Source organism: Pseudomonas putida (genome assembly GCF_025905425.1).
GTDB classification, from domain to species: Bacteria; Pseudomonadota; Gammaproteobacteria; order Pseudomonadales; family Pseudomonadaceae; genus Aquipseudomonas; species Aquipseudomonas putida_AF.
Genome location: NZ_CP109603.1, coordinates 1,193,448 through 1,210,823 on the forward strand (window position 1 = coordinate 1,193,448; position 17,376 = coordinate 1,210,823).

Here is a 17,376-nt window from a genome sequence, read left to right on the forward strand (position 1 = left end):
AGCTTTTGCACTTACTCAATATCAGGCAAGCTGGGTGTGGTCAACGGTGGGCCAGAAGCAGATTTAGGGTTCGTGTCCAGATTGGTCCAAGGCGATGTTTTAGTCCGCTGCTGAACGATGAGCGGTGCTGTTCGTGGGTAGGAAAGGAGTAGACTAAAATCTTGGATCCAACGGGCTATCAGCCTGTGGAGGTGCGAGATGAAACAGGTCCGCAGGTATTCATTTTCAGGCCGTATGGGGTTTGGCATTGGCAAAGTCTGGCGAAATTTAATCTCCAAGATGGTTAGCTCTCAAAGCTCGTCTCAACGACCACGTAGACATTTTTTGGTGATGGCAGGTGGAAAGTTGCTTTGCTTGCTTGGTCTTGCTGCCGTAGCTCTCACTTTCTCTTTGCTGATCATCACTAACTTAGTAGTAGCTTTGATCCGCAGCTGGTGGGAGACGGCCGAACCTATGGCAAATCGAGAAGAGTCAGTCCCAGATGCGTTGGGTGCTGACTTCTATATCGGCGATTACGATAGCAACGGCCATTACATAGGTGATTTTAAGTCACCTGATTGATTTCTTGCTGGCGCTCGTCAATTGCGCTGTGCCTTTGCTTGCGGCGTCGGTTGCATTTTTGCCCCCGTTTGCCAGCATGCTCTGAATCCCATTACCGACGGCATAGCCTGCCCAGCTCATAGTGCCGACGAATAAAGCTGGTAGGACAATGAACATCGCCCCCATGACGTACTCAATCACCTGCGCGGTGACCGTCCCATCCATGAATCCTGCCGTTGGTAATGTTAAAAGCGCCTGGTCTGTGGCAGAGACCTGACGGTACAGCGTGTCGAGCATACTCGAGTCGATCCAGCGGGCCAGCTCCCACCAAAACGTCAGCATGTGCAGGGTGAACAGCGCGAAGGTGATCGTCATCAACGCTTTGAGCTGATAGGTACTGATCAGCAGCACCAGCGGCAGGCAGATGATCGTACCCATGATTAGAAAGGCCTGCACCATGGGCAATGCAGCGCGTAGCGCATTCATCGCCGGGAAGTTGCTGAACGAGCCCAGAGCCAGGCCGGTATTGGTGGCGAGGTTGTTGAGCCCCTGCGTCAACGAGCCACCTCGGGCACTGCTGCCGTAGTCCTGGAACACCTGACCAGGCGCCATGCTCAATGACTGCTGGCGCGGGCTCACCAGCTCACGCAGGGTGGCATCTTCGATTTCGGTGGAACTCCGCCCGGTCAGCCAGCCGCGCAATTGCGTGATCAGATTGGGATCGACCTCGGCGACCAGGCGATCGCGCAACCCGACCGTGGCATCGCTCCACCACTGCTTGCAGGTTGGGTAGCCCGCACCGTTGTTCAACCGGGGCAGGGAGGTGTCCCGCGTCTCGTCATATGGCCAATCAATCCGGGGCGTGCGCGAGCGATCCGTGTCGTAGTAGCCCGGTGTGTCGAGCAAATACGTCGAACCAATCCAGGACGCATCGTAGCTCTGCGAATCGTCCAGCTCGGGACGGTTGGTAAACAACCGCGAGCGTGAAAAGCCGTAGCAGTCGCGGGTGAAGTCGGCTACTTCCTGCAGCAGTACCTGGTCATTGATCCGCGAGCTGTCGATCTCCATCCGCATCGCACGAATGTCGGGTGCGCAGGGGATCGACGCCGTGGCGGCGGCGGTGATGCCCTTGCTCAGGGCATGCACCAGGTACCACCACACCGGCACGTTGGCGGATTTCTCGCCAATGGTGTTGAAGGTCAGGCCCCAGGCTGTGTCGGCGGGCTTGGCCATCGACACCCCACAGCGCTGGCTCGCCGCATCGTCGAAGGTCACGGAGGACAGGTTCAACGGGAAAAACGGCATGCAGCCAAACAGGATGACGATGTAGCTCATCCACAGCCGATTCTCGACGCGGGGGATCGACAGCAAGCCCTTGTTGCCCTCGTCGGCCCCCTGTTGGCGGGCGGATAACCACTCCTGCAGGATGATCGCCCCAAACGGCGCAGCGAACAGCCCGGTGTCCGCCAGCGTGTTCCAGATGCCGTTGTTGATGATCCAGGCCAGCAGCGACAGGTAGTACTCAAGGTAGCTGTTGGTGCTCATGTTCATGGCTGCACCTCACACGCGCGAGAGTTCGACCAAGATGATCGAACTGAAGCCGATCAGGCCCAAGCGCAAAAGCCGTTGCTGGTCTTCCAGGTGCGGCTGCAAGCGGAGTGCTGCGGTCCAGCCAGCGAGGATCAGGCTGTACAGCAGGGCTCGCCAGTAGGCGAGATACGGCGTACTCCCCCGTGCCTCCTTGATCCATTCCAACTGGGGGCTGCTCAATTGCAGCGCCATCGAGGCAATCAGCAACATGACCATCACGACGCCTAGGATCAGCAGGCCCCGAACGACCGAGCTCCTCACAGAAAACGGCATCATGGCGTGCTCCTTCCCTGATCCGCTCGCTGCAGGCGGTCTGGGCGTGGATCGCGCTGGTCGATATTGCGTGAGGCATCGGCGCCGCCTGCGTGGCGATCGAGGACCAGACTGGCGGTGTTGGTGGCCAAGGCTTGGCGCACCTGCAACTCGGTTTGCAGCAAGCGGATCTCGCGTTCCAGTGTTTCGACGCTGCTGTTGAGGGCGGTGGTAGCGGGCTGTGCCGACGCCACATTGGGTTCGTGGCTGCCGGCCAGCAGCGTGCGCTGCAGCAGCATCGCCTTGTAGATCACGCTCGACAGCGCGGTCTCGCTGGCCAGGCGCCGGGCCAGCAGGTTCTGGTCGGGGTCATCGCGCAGGCCCTCGATGACGCCGCGTGAGACCTGCAGTAACGGGCTGGAGACTTTGCCCAGGTTCTCTGGAGTAGGTTCCTCAGCGCCCGACAGCATGCGCTGTAAGCCTTCGAGGTGCTGGGTGTAGGTTTCCTGGATTAATGGCGTGAGACCGGCACCCGCGCTGACGCGCAACGTCTCGCAGTCATCACAGGTCTTCACCTCAGTTTCTCCGAGCACTCGAGTAGCCCACTCAGCGGCCTCTTCGGGACTCGACCAGGCTTGGCAGATCGCGCCATTCTGACAACTTGAGCCGACGGCCGAGGTTTCTTCGACCGAGCGGTTGTGCAGCAGGTTGTATCCCGCCTTGACCACGTCCGAGGTCACCTGGATCGGCGCCTGGCTATGGCCGCCGGCCTTGTGCCCGCCGACCCAGCTGACACCGTTGTTGCCGTTGTTGGATTCGGTGTCTTTCACCGCCGTAACGGCATCACCGTCAGACTGCTCCAGGTTGTGCTGCATTTCCTGGTTCTGCGCCAGTGCTCCCCAACCGGCCTGATCCACCTTGTCAGCCATCTTCGCCGCCATCGCCTGGCAGGTGAGCTTGGAGCGGTCAAAGTCGATCCGCCCCTGGAGCACGCCGTTGCTCAGCAGCTCATACAGCCCGGGATTGGCGCGCTGGATGATCATTGCCGGCAGCGACATCACCGCCTGGGTGGCGTTCTGGATGACGTTGCCCATGATCTGCTGAAAGCCCTGTGTGGCCCCATTGAGCTGGTTCTGTAGGGTGTTGGAAAGGTTCATGTTTCCGCACATCATGTTCGCGCGCCAGGACAGGCCAACGCCGAGTCCGCTGGGGCGGTAGAGCGAGGAGGGCGCGCCTGCCGCCGATCCGCCACCGATGGTGTACATCACCCGGTCGTCCAGCACCTGCGCTTGGTCGCCCAGGTGGTAGCCACTCTCGGCGGCGTGACCAGCGGCGCACACGAAAAGACATACCAATCCGAACGAGAGGGTGTTCATCACTGGCCTCCATCAAAGTCGATGCTGAACAGGAAGGTCTGGCCCATGCGTTGGCAGCACCTGTACGGGCGCCACAGCGACCAGGCGTAGGCGCCCTCGACACTCTGGAGGGTGGCGCTGGGGAAGATGGCGCAGGTGCTCTGCACCATCGGTGCGAGTAACTGCCAGCGGTGATTGTTGATGTTGTTCTCCATCACCGGCTGCGGCGGCCAATAACCGGGAGCTGGCATTGGCTGCAGCGGCAGATAGACGTGCGGCTGGCCGGCACGGGTGATGAAATCGCTGGCGCGCTGTGCCATCACCGCGGCGGCTTTGAAGTCGTCGGGCTGTACCAGGAAGCCCTGGCGTGGGTAGACGCTGCCCCACATGTTGCCGAGGGCCTGGCTCCCGATTTCGCGCATGCCTGGGATCAGTGCCTGCGGATAAACGGACTCGGGAACGGCGTGACGCCAGGCCAACGGATCTAGCGTGCTGAGATAGTAGGGCGTAAGCGGCACCGCCCCGCTCGGACACGCATAGCCGAAACTGTGGGCCAGGGCCGTCAGGGCTGCGCCGCCGGGATGCCCGATGCCGTCGACATTCTTGAAGCGGGGCAGATTGTTGCGCTGCGGCGAGGGCGTGAGCAGGTTGCCCCCGCCTTGCGACAGGGGGGTGGGCGCCGACAAGGCAGACATTTCGCCCCAGGGGTTACTGCCGGTGTCGGAATAGCTCGACACCACCAGCTCTGGAATGAAGTGCCGGACCTTAGGTGAGATTCGCACCGTGCAGCCGAAGGGCGTACACAGCAGCCAGTAGCAGATCCCGACGATTCGGTACTCCAGACACTGCAGCGACGCGACCGAGGCAATGATGGCGGGGGTGGTCAGTGCCAAGCATTGTTCGGTGAGGAACATCGTGAGAGATGCGGCAAATATCCGCTTGGCATTTCCGCGTCTGCTGCTGCGATGTGCTCCGGAGTGCCGACCTAGAGAGACAGATCTGTCTAATGAGTCTTTCATAGCTATACCCAGCACCTAATCGATGTAACGACGACGGCGTTGTTGAGTGTCTGAGGTCTGACTCACGCTGTGGACCAACTAAATGAGAGCCGAAGCATCGTTTTTGCAGGTTCTCAAGCCAGCGTAACGTCCGAACCTATGTCGGGGCATAGGCAACGAAGGCAAGCTGTTTTAGGGATAAGCTTTATTACTGAAAGGGGAGAAGGCGTGGTTGCTATGGGCACGCACCTGGAACACTGGTCTAGAAACCTGCGGGTGGTGACACTCGTGCTTTTGCTTGCTGCGCCAGGGGCTGACGCCGATCTATTTAATGATATCCCTGGAGCACGCTCCATTGGGGCAGGCGAGTTTCGCTGGTTTGGCCTTGCCATCTATGAGGCTCGTCTGTGGAGCCGCCATCCCAAGCCGACGCTAGACACCGCTTTGGCCCTGGAGGTCACGTTCCTGCGTGATGTCAGCAGAGCCACGCTTGTCGAAATGCTTCAGGATGAACTCCGCCGACTGGGCGGCGACGAGCTTAGGGAAGAGCAATTGGCGAAATGGAGCTTTGAGATGCGCAGGGCGTTTGACGATGTTCGGGCGGGGCAGCGGCTGACTGGGGTGTACCTGCCTGGGCGCGGTTGTCGTTTCTATGTGAATGATCAACTGAGCCGAGAGGTGCTTGACCCTGACTTCGCCCGAGCATTCTTCTCCATTTGGCTAGATGGCAGAACACGTTTTCCAAGGTTGCGGCGCGCGTTGCTGGGCGTTTAACGAATCCGAACATGCGATGGGGCGATGGGGGACAATCAGAGGAGTGCCTTATGACCAGTTGATTAGCGATTTATTTCGGAAATGGCAGCTGGCGTTGACCTCTTGTCAGACGGTACCCTTCAAAGCCTGTGTACGCGGTTGCGAAATGGGGGGCATTCGCTATCGTGGCATTACACGCTCCGTATAAAACTAAAGTTATAGGAGGCGACATGAGAATTCGCGGTGATGTGTTTTGGGATTGGGCGGACCCAACGCTCTATCATCGCACTCATGACGAGACTCTGGACGACGGAACCTTCATCGAAGTCCAGGTGCGATTGTCGCGTACCGGCAGTACGCAAATGTTCATTGGCGTATACGCGCCACAGGGCATGGCGGTACATGAAGAAGCTTTTGACTCGCGGCCCGGCGAATCGATGACGCGGGCGCTGGCATGGGGCGTTGGGCGTGCCAGACGGATAGCTCTCGAACATCCTTCCACCGGTGACAGCATTCGATCGAAACAAGGCTGAGTGCCGGTTCACCTCGCTGAGGACGCGTGCTGTTGGATTACGGCTTTATACCCCGTCGCCGATCAATTTCCGCCGCGATGCTCAGGGCGGCTTCCAACTCAGTAATGCGCTGTTCTTCCATCAGTCGCCAACGTTGAGCCTTTTCCTCGGGTTCGGTCATGGCCAGGGCGAGGTACAGGCTCGGCGGGACTGCACGAAACAGCGTTTCCAACTGCTTCGACAAGACCACCCCCTCGGTGTACTTGCCCGAAGCCTTGCTCGCTGACAGCAGCAGGGTCTTCTGTGCTGGCGTGAGTTTCTTGAAGCGTGCGATTTCCTCGATTTCCGCCGGTGGCATGTTCAGGCAGATCCACCACTCGATCATGTTGAGCATGGTCTGCGCCGCGTCGGGGAAGTCAGCCAAGTTCTGCGTTGCTAGCCAGAACCAGGCACCGAGCTTGCGCCACATCTTGGTGCCCTTGACCACGAAGGGCGCCAGCAGCGGGTTTTTGGTGATGATGTGGCCTTCGTCCGTAACCATGATGATCGGACGACCGAGGTACTGGTCGCGTTCGGCCAGGTTGTTCACGGTGTTCATCAGGCTGATGTAGCTGATCGACATCTGCGCTTCATAGCCCTCGCGGGCATAGGTGGCGAGGTCGACGATCGTGACATCGCTTTCCGGCCAGGGTGTGCCAGGTCGGTCAAACAGCGCACCCTCAAAGCCTTGGCAAAACAGGTCGATGGACTCGGCCATTTCCTGCGCGCGCTCACGACGCTTGTCGGGCAGGTGGGCGTCGCTGGCCACCGTGCGAAGGGCATCCCGCACGTGGCGGGTCATGACCTGCTGGTCGCTGGCCGCACAGTGCCTCGCCGCGTCGAGGATGCATTCGCGAATGAGGCTACGGTCTGCTCGGGTGAGGCGGGCCTCTTCCTTGGCTTCGCCACCGGTGATCATCAGGCGGGCGGTGATCTCCAGCTCGCCCAGCACATCGCGTTGCTCGTCACTGCCCGAAATGTCTTCATCCAGGTCTTCGGTTGACAGACTGGCGACCTGGTCGGGGCGCTCGATCAGCCGGCGGGCATCGGCGAAGGGGGCCAGGCTCAAGCCGCTGCCCGGTTTGAGTTGGACCTTGTTCACGGTCAGGCCGAGGGTGGCGAAGTAGTCGCCCTGCAGGCCGAAGGAGTTGCCGGCTTCGACGATGAACAGGCGCGGCCGGTACACCGCCATAACCTGCATCAGGATCGAAACCAGGGTGGCCGACTTGCCGGCGCCAGTCGGGCCGAACAACAGCAGGTGGCCATTCATGGAGCGGTCGAAGCGTGACAGCGGGTCGAACGACAGTGGCGCGCCACCCCGATTGAAAAAGGTGATGCCTGGATTGCTGGTACCAATGCTGCGGCCCCACAGGGGCAGCAGGTTGGCGACATGCTGGGCAAACAACAGCCGGGTGTACCAGTTGCGCGTGTCGCGGGCGGGGTTGTAGACCATCGGCAGCCAACGCAGGTAGCTGTTGCAGGCGGCCACTTCATCGCCCTCGCGCACCGGCTGCAGGCCGGCACCGAGCAGCACATTGGCCGCCTGGACTGAGCGCTGGCGCAGTTGCTGTACATCGGCGCCGCGTAGGTACAACGCCAAAGTTCCGCGGTACAGCTTGTGCTGACGGCCGATCAGCGCGCGGGCCTCCTCCACGTCCTGGCGGGTCTGGGTCGAAGCCAGGTTTTCGCCGATGGCTTTGCGCGCCAGGCGGTTGAGCTGCTCCTCAAGCACATCCTGGGGCGTAATCACCAAGGTCAGGCTCAGGATGGCCTGCTCGGGCAGTTGATCGAACAAGGCATTGAGCGCTTCGCCCTTGCGGGTTTCGCCGGTCAGCTGGCCGATATGGGGTGGTCTGCGCAGTTTGTCGACCAACATCACCGCGTGCGGCTGCTGATCGAAGTACCACAGCCCCAGCTCGCTGTCCGAGCGTGGCTCCTGAAAGAACAGCCGTTCGGCAAAGTCGTGGTCGAACGGCAGCGATAGGCCATCGCCGGCATCGGTCTCCGGGTAGGGCACCCGTCGATAGAACGCCGCTGGTGATTCACCTGTGAGAGTCGGGGCCGGATTGAACCAGGGCAGTAACCAGGCGTAGAAGTCACGTCCGGTCAGCTGACGAGGATTGACCCCGCAGGCCTGCAACGAGGCCATCAGGCGATCACAGGTTCTTTCCAGCAGCTGAGCGGGTTTTTGCCCGTCGTCGTCGGCCTGGTCACCGAGCCAGCGATAGACCACCAGCCGAATCCGTCGATTGCTGCCGCGCCAGGGCAGGTGCGACACGACATGGTCGTCGAACAAGCCGCCTGGCTTGGCAATGGCATCGAGGTGGTGTTGCATCGAGGCGAGGAAAGCTTCAGTGAAGGGGGTGCCTGTCGCCCGTGGTGCCACGTACTGGTCCAGGCGCTCCAGGTACGGGGAAAAATCACTGTCGTCCTGGCAGAAGAACTGCACCACCCAGGGTGCCTGATCGAGCTCGTCGAAGCTGTCCTGCAGCGCATCTTCCAGTGCATCGCGCGCCGCCATCAGCCACTCGGGTTCACGGCCTTCGGTGCCGATCGGCTGCAACTCGAACACGGCGCCGACCGAGCGGTTGTCGTCGAGCAGAAAGCACTGCTCCTCCTCGAGGTATTCGACCCAGGGCAAGTGGTCGGTGAAGCTGGGGTTGTGTGCGTACTGGGCGGCTTCATCCGCGCGCGTTGCTCGCCGGCGCTGTGCCGCGCGCCAGGGCTGCCAGCGCGGCGACGTACGATCTGCATCCTCGTCCATCACAGATCGTCCAGGCGTTCGCCGGGCAGTGCGTACTGGACCTTCTCGTACAGCGGGAACACGGTCGAGTAACCAGGCACCGGCGTCTGCTGCGTGCCGGCCAGGTGCGGGTAGACGTACATCACTAGGTCGGGATTAGGCAGGCGTGGGAACTGGGTGCGGATCTCGTTGGCGGCTGTGCGGGTGTAGGCGCTCTGGTCCTTGATCAGGCGCTCGGGGTCGAGCACTGGCCGGCGCAGTTCGCCGCGAGCCTCCTGCAACTGTTGCTGCGTGCCGACCGCGCCGCCGCTGTTCCAGATATCCAGCATGGTGTGATCGCCGTGGGGCAGCATCTCGTCCTTGCTGGTGGTGCAGCCTGCCAGGTGCAGGGACAGCAGCAAGCTAATCCAGGTCCAGTACCGAAACGGATGGGCGTTCATGATTCACTCTCCGGCCTTTGGGTTCGTAGTCGATGCTGATTTCGTGATCCAGGTGCAAGGCCACCTTGGCTCCCGGCGGGACGTAGATGGCGGCGAAGGCTTCACCGTAGAGCTTGTTGATCCAGTCACGGATGTCGCCGATGCCACCGCTGATGACCGAGCTCAGCGCGCTGTTACCGCTGTTCTGGCTCAGTCCCAAGCTGCCGCTGCCCGAGGTGATGAACGAGGTGTTGGTCTGTTCACTGCCCAACGCTGCCGCGAAGCCGGCACCGGCTGCGGTGATCAGGCTCTGGCTACCCAGGTACTGCTGGGCGTTGGAGCGACGTTCACCGGCGATACAGGGAATGCCGTAGGGGTCTGAGATGTAGCCCAGGCCGCCGCGGATCTTCTCGGTGTCCGAAGTCTGGGTACTGCTACGGTTGCGGCTGACCAACTTCTGTGGCTGCGGCACCGTGCGGACGGTGCCATCGCTGAAGACAAAGGTGATCGACTCGACCTGGCCGCGTACACAGGACAAGGTCCAGTCGCCTGCCGCGGTACCGTTCATGACCGCGCCAACCACGTCAGGCAGGTCGATGCCGTTTGCGGTGAGGTTGTCCGGCCCCACCAGCACCTTGAACGGGTAGGGATCATTCACTGTGCCGTCCACTGGCACCCGGCCAATCAGCGCGGTCATGGCGATCGAGCCCATCAGGGTCGAGTTCTCTGGGATGGTGTAGACCGGCTTGGTGCCTTCGGCCCGATCCTGGGTGTTCTCCAGGTCGCGCTCGCCCTTGGCCACGGCGCGCAGATGGTCTTGGCTCCGGTCGATGGCGTTGTTGTCCAGGCCATGTAGATCCTTGAACTTCGACGTGAGCGTCGATAACGGACCCTCAGCTTCGCTGGCTTTCTCCTGGCCAGCACGTGAATTGGATGGCTCGATCCACTGCAGCGCATCCGCCGGTGGTTGTGCCTCGGAGAATTGTTGTTCGTCACCCGGCTCGAGTCCAAAGCCCACGGGTACGTCGGGGTTCGCGGTCGGTTTGCTGGTGAGTTGATCCTTGAGCCGGGACAGTAAACCCTGGGTCTCTCGGTGCTGTTGCTCGGCTTTTTGCCGAGCATCGTTCGCCTGCTGGCGCTGTTCGGTGACCTGCTGGGTGACACTGCTCAGGGTGCTCTGAATGCGACTGTCGATGTTGCCTTCGCGCGTGCGCAGGCGGTTGTTCTCGGTCTGCAGGGTCTCGTTGCCTTTCTTCAGCGACAGCATCTCGCTGCGCATCGCCTTGACCTGGCCAATCAGCGTTGCCACGGTGTCACGCGGCGTGTCGCCGGCAATGCCGAGGGCCTTGGCCTGGTCCGGGCTAAGGACGGTGTTCTCGGGATCATGGGCAGGTTGAGCATCCGGCGCCGCCACCCAGGATCTACCGATGATCAGCACAATCCCCAGCAGGACTGCTGGTACCAGCCATTTCAGCAAGCCGTTAGCTTTCATGATCGGCGGCCTCCGGTGCAGGTGGTGGCAGCAGCAGTGCGTGCTTCAGGTCGCCACCGCGGGTGACAAGGTATGCCACGGTGGTGTCTTCAGGTGTGCCGACGTGCCCCAGGTACTCGTGCTGGAAGGTGGCGGCATACAGGGTGGCCTGCAAGTGACGCGGGTCCAGGGTCACCTTTCCCGGCCCACGGTTGACGATCTTCACCGCCGTTACCCAGTAATCACCCAGCCGCCAGACGGCGAGCCCCTTGATGGCCACGTGTTCGGTCGGTAGCAGTGTGCTAAACCCAGAAGACTTGTCCAGTGGGACCCGACGCACACCAGGCAAGGGCGCCACAGTTCGCAGCGGCGCATAAAGGTTCTGCGCGGCATAGCGAGTCAGCACCACCGGTACCGGCGTCGCTGCAGGCGCTGCGTCCGGCGCGGTGTCCACATCTGGCGCCTGCGCTTGGGCAACAATCTTGACCGGCTCCAGCGCCTCGCTGCCCTCAAGAGCTTCGATGTCGACCAGGATGATGTCCCCTGACTTCACCGACTGCAGCTGGAGGCGGGTAGGGGGGATGGCTTCCGAGGCACGCAGGTACACCGTCCCGCCTACCGATTGCACGCGCAACTTGCTGGTGATCGCACTGGGCAATCCGACGCGGACATCCTCATCCAGCATCAGGATACGTTCCTGACCCACCGTCAGCGGCACGGCCAGCGGCAGGCGGTCCCAGTATTTGACCTCGACGGCAACTGCGGCTGAACACCACGCGGCAAGCGAGACCAGCATCAGGATCAAGACACGCATCATCATGCACCTCCAGGCAGTGTCAGCTTCTGCGGTGTGCCTTCGTAGCAGTCCAGGGCCAAGCCCCACTTGTTGTGCTCGGGATCGACGTCGAAGCGCACGACACGCAGGGGGTAGCGTACGACCACGCGCTTCACCGGCTCGGCGGCGTAGTACTCGTCGGCATTGAGGTCGAGCTTGACCAGCCAGCTGTGCTTATCCAGTTGCTTCACCCGCAGGTCGGGGTCATCGCTGTAGCCACGACCCAGCACCTCGTACACGCCGCGCACGCGGCCACGCAATTCGCCGGCGGCTTTGCGGTACTCGAAGTCGCCATCGAAGAAGGTTTTGCAGGCTGGCGTCAGGTAGGGCTGCAGGGTGAAGATGGCACGGTGGTAGTCGACTTCGCCGTCGGTGGGCCAGCGGTTGAGCTGGCCGAAGATGTACAGGGCGAAGGCATAGATGTTCTCGGGCGGCACGTCCCACCATTTACGCGTGCTGCCGGAGCGCAGATCCGGCGGCACATGAATGGTCAGTTCGGAAGGCGCAGACTGCCAGCCGTACCAGAGCCCGGTGCACAGCAGCGCTAGTATCGCTACCGCCAGGCGGAGGCTGAGGATATGCGCCTGCTGCGCATCCACCTTATTGCTGAAGCGGCTCATGGGGTGGGCCTCGTATGTCGGCGCGTACGGCGGACCGTCCACGGGCCGGAGTGCATTATCAGGAGCTGAGAGCCGACGCCCCAGTGCACGGCCAGCTGCCACTGCAGGCTTCGGTACAGCCAAGTTTCGGGACGAGCACGCTTGGCCCGGCGCAGCAGCTTGCCGCCGCCAAGCAGCACCAGCGCCATGCACAGGAACATACAAGTGGGCAGGGTCGCGATGGAGGCGGTGGCCACCGCCAGCGGCCCGCCCAGAATCAGGCCCAGCATGGCACCGACGATCAGCGCGACCCACATCTCGTCGTTGGTGAGGCCGCGCATGACGGCCGGATCACGGTTGAGGCGTTCCGGCAGAAAGGTCAGCGTGCCGTCAGGCAGGGTGGCAGGGACGTCGGACATGGCGGCCTCACAAGATCGTCGCGGCTTTGGTCAGGAACCACAAAATCACCACCACCAACAGTGCGCCGACGCCGACCACGGCGCCGAGGTCTTTCCAGGTCTTGCGCTGGTTCTGCACGTCGGCGTAGACCGTGAGTGAATGCCAGGCTACGCCGAGGAAGGCGAGGGTGGCGATCAGCAGTCCGAGCAGGATACCGCCGTCGTAGGCGTAGTTCTTGATGGTGTCGATCAGGCCCGAACCTTCACCGCGCGAAGGAGCTTCCATGGTTGGCAGATCAGCCCTGGCCAGCGTCGAGCTCAGCAGCACCCATCCGCCGAACAGGGCTTTTGTACAGGTTGCCCGCAGCAGGAGCGGCGGAACAAGGAAGTGACGGGAGAGTTTCATGGCAGAGTCTCCTGGTTACGACAGCATGAAAAACATCAGCACGATCAGTGCTAACGCCAGGCGCAGCGTGCTGCCGCCAAGCGCGCCGAAATTGAGGTTGCCGGCCGCCCAGCCGCGGTACCCGGTCCACAGCGCCCAAGTGCACCAGAGCAACGCGAGCACTAGCACCGAGGAGCGCCACAACACCGAACTGAGCTGCGGGGTAAATCCGGCCACGGCGGAGAATGCGCTGAGTTGGGCGTCAGTCATGCTCATCGGAGGAACTCGAGTGAGGCGCTTCAGCACGGTACTGACCAGCCAGCTCGACCAAATCAGCTGGTTGCGCGCGGGAGGGCGACACGTATTGTTGGATGCCTTCGCGCATACGTGCGAGGTCTGCCGCAAACCGTAAATAGTCGAAGCGATAGCGCGCGCCATCGATGTTTTCAGAGCCGCTTTTCGCACGATCGGCCAACTGGTCGATGGCCGTGAATTGTCGTTGAATGAGTCCCAAATCCGAGCGCTCGCGGCTTTCCTGTGCAACCGCTGGAAGGTTTACTAGGCACATCACAAGCAATGGGAAGGCATACGTCCTCATGGCGAGCTCCAGAGCAATCTCTGGTTGCCACCATCATTGCGCGGGCGAGCTGATGCACGAATTAAAAGGATTCTCGGTCTGTCGTTTTCTGCCGAGATAGCGCAGACGTCGGGTGAGCCTGGAGTGAAGTATCAAGGGGGATTCGAATCTGCTAGCGCTGCGGGCTTATTACGAGCGCTGCAGCGAGCGTTTTAAAGACTAGCCCGCCATCAGTCAGAGAATGACAGCTCCGCCTGACGTACGCTTGGAGCGCGTGCGGTCATTTTCCTTCGGGGATTGCGTGAGCTGGCCGGCAACGGATCCGCAGGTACATCGTCCCCTAAAGTCGCCTGTAACCCTGGAATTCGGCCCTCTGACTGAAGTGCTCGAATCTCTTTTTGGGTTCTGGCCAGCAACTCATTTGCCGTCTGCCCCGTATCCTCGCTCAGTGTCAACGCCATCAGTGTCAAAGGGCTCATGTCCAATCGCTCGCTGAGCTGTTCAAGTTTGTCCAGCGTGAGGCTTGATCTACCGGTTTCGAGCTTGGACAAGTAGGTGCGGCTGGTCGTGTCGGCAAATCCGCGCTGGGTGATGTTGCGCTGGTTGCGTAGCACCCGAAGCACATTGGCAAACGATGATTTTAGTGTCATTGAGTTACCTAAGACATAAGGCAGGTATAGCGACCTTGTCGTCTCATCGAAGTTGATTGGCGCAAATGACTGGACGCGACCGCTGCAACGAGCATTCTTGGCTTGTGGTAGATCGGCCCTCAACAACCTGCGTCATTGAACAACTTGGGTGAGCAATTTAAGTCGCCCCCCGGTTACAGCGTCATGTCTACGCGATTCACGGTTTTTCGGTAAGCTGAATTTGCGTAACGGTGCCGTCGTTCGATTCTCGTCCGGACGCGTGTAGTTTGTCGATAATTTGTCGCGCGAGTGCATGGTAGAGCGAGACAGGTGAAATCCAGCCCGAGATGGCGGTAGCCATCAGTGTGGTCGCGAGCATGGGTATGGCAAGGTCGGGGCTGTGGGTCAGTTCGAGGACTATGACGGAGGCAGTGAGCGGTGAGCGTGTCACGCCGGCCAGATAGGCCCCCATACCCAGCAATGCACATGCTTGCGGGTCAACATCGGGTATCAACGACAGTAGTGGCGCGAACGCCGCGCCTATGCTCAGCGAAGGTGAAAACAGCCCGCCAGGAATACCGGAGAGGTAGGACACGACGTTGGCCAGAAACTTCCACAGCAAGAAACCTGGATCGGTGACGGGTTGTGCCTCAAGCAGGGCGCGCGTTTCTTCATATCCGGTACCGAATACGTGATTACCGGAAACCAACCCCAGTATTGCCAGCGTAAAGCCGCAGAGCGCTGCGAAACGGACTGGGTATCGACTGCGCAGCCCGCAGACACGGCCGAGGATGCCCTGATCGGTGGGCAGCACCAGCTTCGCGTAAAAACCTCCCAGCAACCCGCCCAGTGCTGCGCATGCAGGGACCACGCTCCAACCCCATCCAGTTGGCATCCGTCCACCGATTTCGCCAAAGTAGGCGTAGTGTCCCATCAGGCCCAGTGTCACGACGCCGCCAATCAGCACTGCCGTTAGCACCAGTCCGCTGAAACGTTGCTCAAACGTGCGGCTCAATTCCTCAATGGCAAAGACCACCCCGGCCAATGGCGTGTTGAAGGCTGCGGCAATGCCTGCGGCGCCGCCGGCGAGGATCAGTCCAGCGATCGTGCGTCGCCCATGCAGGCCCAGCTGGCGGCCGAAGGCATACAAAACGGCGGCCCCGATATGAACGGTTGGGCCTTCCCGTCCTACCGAGCCCCCAACCAGGAGTGCTCCGAGGGTCAGGCTCATGCGTGCAGCGGCGACTGGCAGTGAAAGCAATCTGGCTCGTAAACGGCGGGAGGGCATTTCAAGGGCGGCGATGACTTGGGGAATGCCGCTGCCTTTGGCATTTTCAAACCAGCGCTGTGTCAGCCACGCCAGCAGCGCGAAACCGAAGGGCGTGATCAGCAACGGGGACCAAGGCGCCCATTCAAGCAAGCGCCTGAACGACGCGAACGCTGCGTCGGCCAGCCACGCGAATGCCAACGCCGCCAGCCCGACCAGAAGTGCGCCTATCCAGAATGCCAGGCGTTGTCGCCATTCTCGCCAGAATGAAGTGCTAGAAGAGGGGGTGGCGCTTTTCAAGTCGGCCATTGCTTGTCATGTGATTGGACAAACGGAGAGTATGGCGTGATTTGTTGAGCTGGCATACCCGACCGAAGTGGTACTCACGCACAGTCTGGCAGGCGAGTCATCTCGCACCTGCCAGACATCCGCCGTTGCGTTATGACGTCGACCGGACTTCGCCAGGTGAAGAGTTGTTGCGTATGGCGATGACACCCCAGGTCAAACCCAGCGCTGCGGCGATGACAGAAGCGGACAACACCCCCAGTTTGGCGGCGCCGAGCGCTGCAGGATCAACGAATGCAAGGTTGGCAATGAAGATCGACATGGTAAAACCTATGCCTGCCAAAAGACCGATCAACATGATGCCGCGCCAGTTGACCTCGGCCGGGAGTGCACACCAGCCCAATCGGACCATCAACCAGCTGACGCTGACGATTCCCAACGGTTTGCCAGCGACCAGGGCGACGGCCACGGCCATCATTACCCAGCGGGATGTTTCGGCGGAAAGGTCAGCGCCCGACAGGCTCACCCCAGCGTTGGCCAGGGCGAACAACGGCATGATGCCAAATGCCACCCAAGGGTGCAGCAGGCCTTGTATGCGTACTACCGGAGGTACCAGTTCGCGTTGCGCTGAGCGCAGTCGTTTCAACGGGTCCATCAGGTCGCTGGCATCCTTCTCGGGCGCCTTGGCATTGCCCAGCAGCTCGCTGGTAAAGCGGCTGACAGCATCCAACGGACGCTCACGCATGGGCATCGCCGTTACCGGGGTCATCAGACCTAGCACGACACCGGCAAGCGTCGGGTGAGCACCGGTCATCAGCATACCCAGCCAGGTAATGGCGCCCGGGAGGATGTAGGCCCATGCGCTACCCACGCCGATTTTCTGCAATCCCATGACCAGCAATATGCCAAACGCAGCCACCGCGAAGCCGCTGTAATCAAGGCCGCCCGAGTAGAAGAGGGCGATGATCAGCACTGCGATAATGTCATCGATTATCGCCAGTGCCAGCAAGAAGACGCGGACATTGGAAGGAATCGATTTGCCAAGCAGTGCCAGTACACCCACGGCAAAAGCGATGTCGGTGGCTGTTGGCACGGCCCAGCCTTGTTGTTCCTGAGGGGCATGGCCAAAACCTAGGTAAATGAGCGCAGGGACGGCCACACCGCCGATGGCCGCCGCCATCGGTAAAGCGGCTTGGCGCAGGCTGGCAAGTGCCCCCTCATGGATCTCACGACGGATCTCCATGCCGACCACCAGGAAGAAGATGGTCATCAAGCCGTCGTTTATCCAGAAATGCAGGGATTGGGCGTAGATCAGCGAACCGATGCCGAGTGTCAGCGGGGTGTGCCAAAGATGCTCATAACTTTCTGCCGCTGGAGAGTTCGCCCAGACCAGCGCGGCGAGTGCGGCCACCAGAAGGACAATGCCGCTGACGGCTTCGATGTGGAGAAAGCGTTCAAAGTTGGCAAAGGCCCGTTCGGCCAATTCCTGGGCGCGAGGCAATTCTTTCCGGGGCATAGGCGCAGTGGCTCCCGCATGGCGGCCCGACCAGCGCTGTTGTTTAACCTGCCTCACTGCGCCGTGCAGCTAGCACCCGTGGAGAGTCTAACCAATCATGATGCTCAGATGAATGCTCAATTTGCGGTCAGTGGTTCAAACACTGTTTGTTGATGGGTGTTTGAGATTTTTTGTGGCGGGCGGTAGGGTTTAAAGTCAACTTAGAGCGGGCAG

At 60.9% G+C, this 17,376-nt stretch carries 19 protein-coding genes; 3 read left to right on the plus strand and 16 right to left on the minus strand.

The features are described 5' to 3' along the window. The first annotated feature begins 198 nt into the window (after positions 1-198). Positions 199-561 (plus strand): hypothetical protein, encoded by a 363-nt coding sequence (locus tag OGV19_RS05330; RefSeq protein WP_264312456.1) that lies wholly within the window; start codon positions 199-201, stop codon positions 559-561. Here OGV19_RS05330 and OGV19_RS05335 read toward each other — a convergent pair. The 4 genes from OGV19_RS05335 to OGV19_RS05350 are packed head-to-tail and all read right to left on the minus strand — an operon-like array spanning position 550 to position 4,651. Then, positions 550-2,091, minus strand: coding sequence for a conjugal transfer protein TraG N-terminal domain-containing protein (locus OGV19_RS05335; protein WP_264312457.1), 1,542 nt, complete (start codon positions 2,089-2,091; stop codon positions 550-552). The two genes, OGV19_RS05330 and OGV19_RS05335, sit on opposite strands and share 12 nt — an antisense overlap. A gap of 9 nt (positions 2,092-2,100) precedes the next feature. Next, a complete protein-coding gene (locus OGV19_RS05340) occupies positions 2,101-2,406 on the minus strand; it encodes a hypothetical protein (RefSeq protein WP_264312458.1) in 306 nt (101 codons plus the stop codon). Next, positions 2,403-3,758: an integrating conjugative element protein gene (locus tag OGV19_RS05345; RefSeq protein WP_264312459.1), complete on the minus strand. Its 1,356-nt coding sequence runs from the start codon at positions 3,756-3,758 to the stop codon at positions 2,403-2,405. Before OGV19_RS05345 ends, OGV19_RS05340 begins: the two co-directional genes overlap by 4 nt. Beyond that, positions 3,758-4,651 (minus strand): TIGR03756 family integrating conjugative element protein, encoded by an 894-nt coding sequence (locus tag OGV19_RS05350; RefSeq protein WP_264312460.1) that lies wholly within the window; start codon positions 4,649-4,651, stop codon positions 3,758-3,760. The genes OGV19_RS05345 and OGV19_RS05350 overlap by 1 nt, the downstream gene beginning before the upstream one ends. 321 nt (positions 4,652-4,972) lie before the next feature. Between OGV19_RS05350 and OGV19_RS05355 the strand changes: the two genes are divergently transcribed. Together OGV19_RS05355 and OGV19_RS05360 are read left to right on the plus strand one after the other, a co-directional pair. Further along, positions 4,973-5,509 carry a chalcone isomerase family protein gene (locus OGV19_RS05355; RefSeq protein WP_264312461.1) on the plus strand — a complete coding sequence of 179 codons (537 nt, stop codon included), beginning with the start codon at positions 4,973-4,975 and terminating at the stop codon, positions 5,507-5,509. A gap of 209 nt (positions 5,510-5,718) precedes the next feature. Further along, positions 5,719-6,021: a hypothetical protein gene (locus OGV19_RS05360; protein ID WP_264312462.1), complete on the plus strand. Its 303-nt coding sequence runs from the start codon at positions 5,719-5,721 to the stop codon at positions 6,019-6,021. Between the two features lie 37 nt (positions 6,022-6,058). Here OGV19_RS05360 and OGV19_RS05365 read toward each other — a convergent pair whose 3' ends face one another. From OGV19_RS05365 to nhaA, 12 genes are all read right to left on the minus strand, one after another. Further along, positions 6,059-8,803: a conjugative transfer ATPase gene (locus tag OGV19_RS05365; protein ID WP_264312463.1), complete on the minus strand. Its 2,745-nt coding sequence runs from the start codon at positions 8,801-8,803 to the stop codon at positions 6,059-6,061. After that, on the minus strand, positions 8,803-9,222 hold the full coding sequence (locus tag OGV19_RS05370; protein WP_264312464.1) for a TIGR03751 family conjugal transfer lipoprotein: 420 nt from the start codon (positions 9,220-9,222) through the stop codon (positions 8,803-8,805). Before OGV19_RS05370 ends, OGV19_RS05365 begins: the two co-directional genes overlap by 1 nt. Further along, a complete protein-coding gene (locus OGV19_RS05375; RefSeq protein ID WP_264312465.1) occupies positions 9,185-10,693 on the minus strand; it encodes a TIGR03752 family integrating conjugative element protein in 1,509 nt (502 codons plus the stop codon). The genes OGV19_RS05370 and OGV19_RS05375 overlap by 38 nt, the downstream gene beginning before the upstream one ends. Beyond that, entirely contained in the window at positions 10,683-11,489 is an 807-nt protein-coding gene (locus tag OGV19_RS05380) for a TIGR03749 family integrating conjugative element protein (protein WP_264313890.1), read from the minus strand. The genes OGV19_RS05375 and OGV19_RS05380 overlap by 11 nt, the downstream gene beginning before the upstream one ends. Further along, a complete protein-coding gene (locus tag OGV19_RS05385; RefSeq protein ID WP_264312466.1) occupies positions 11,489-12,127 on the minus strand; it encodes a PFL_4703 family integrating conjugative element protein in 639 nt (212 codons plus the stop codon). The genes OGV19_RS05380 and OGV19_RS05385 overlap by 1 nt, the downstream gene beginning before the upstream one ends. Continuing rightward, positions 12,124-12,525 (minus strand): TIGR03750 family conjugal transfer protein, encoded by a 402-nt coding sequence (locus tag OGV19_RS05390; RefSeq protein ID WP_264312467.1) that lies wholly within the window; start codon positions 12,523-12,525, stop codon positions 12,124-12,126. Before OGV19_RS05390 ends, OGV19_RS05385 begins: the two co-directional genes overlap by 4 nt. A 7-nt stretch (positions 12,526-12,532) precedes the next feature. Beyond that, positions 12,533-12,910 carry a TIGR03745 family integrating conjugative element membrane protein gene (locus tag OGV19_RS05395; protein ID WP_264312468.1) on the minus strand — a complete coding sequence of 126 codons (378 nt, stop codon included), beginning with the start codon at positions 12,908-12,910 and terminating at the stop codon, positions 12,533-12,535. 15 nt (positions 12,911-12,925) lie between these two features. Next, positions 12,926-13,165: a TIGR03758 family integrating conjugative element protein gene (locus OGV19_RS05400; RefSeq protein WP_041167230.1), complete on the minus strand. Its 240-nt coding sequence runs from the start codon at positions 13,163-13,165 to the stop codon at positions 12,926-12,928. Beyond that, the gene (locus OGV19_RS05405; protein ID WP_264312469.1) at positions 13,152-13,487 is read right to left on the minus strand and encodes an integrative conjugative element protein, RAQPRD family; all 336 of its coding nucleotides are present in this window, start codon (positions 13,485-13,487) and stop codon (positions 13,152-13,154) included. Before OGV19_RS05405 ends, OGV19_RS05400 begins: the two co-directional genes overlap by 14 nt. Positions 13,488-13,696: 209 nt before the next feature. Further along, complete coding sequence (locus OGV19_RS05410) at positions 13,697-14,116, minus strand: helix-turn-helix domain-containing protein (RefSeq protein WP_264312470.1); 420 nt, start codon at positions 14,114-14,116, stop codon at positions 13,697-13,699. A 196-nt stretch (positions 14,117-14,312) separates the two neighbouring features. Further along, complete coding sequence (locus tag OGV19_RS05415) at positions 14,313-15,671, minus strand: chloride channel protein (RefSeq protein ID WP_264312471.1); 1,359 nt, start codon at positions 15,669-15,671, stop codon at positions 14,313-14,315. A 130-nt stretch (positions 15,672-15,801) separates the two neighbouring features. Then, the gene (gene nhaA / locus OGV19_RS05420) at positions 15,802-17,163 is read right to left on the minus strand and encodes a Na+/H+ antiporter NhaA (protein ID WP_264313891.1); all 1,362 of its coding nucleotides are present in this window, start codon (positions 17,161-17,163) and stop codon (positions 15,802-15,804) included. Positions 17,164-17,376 lie beyond the last annotated feature (213 nt).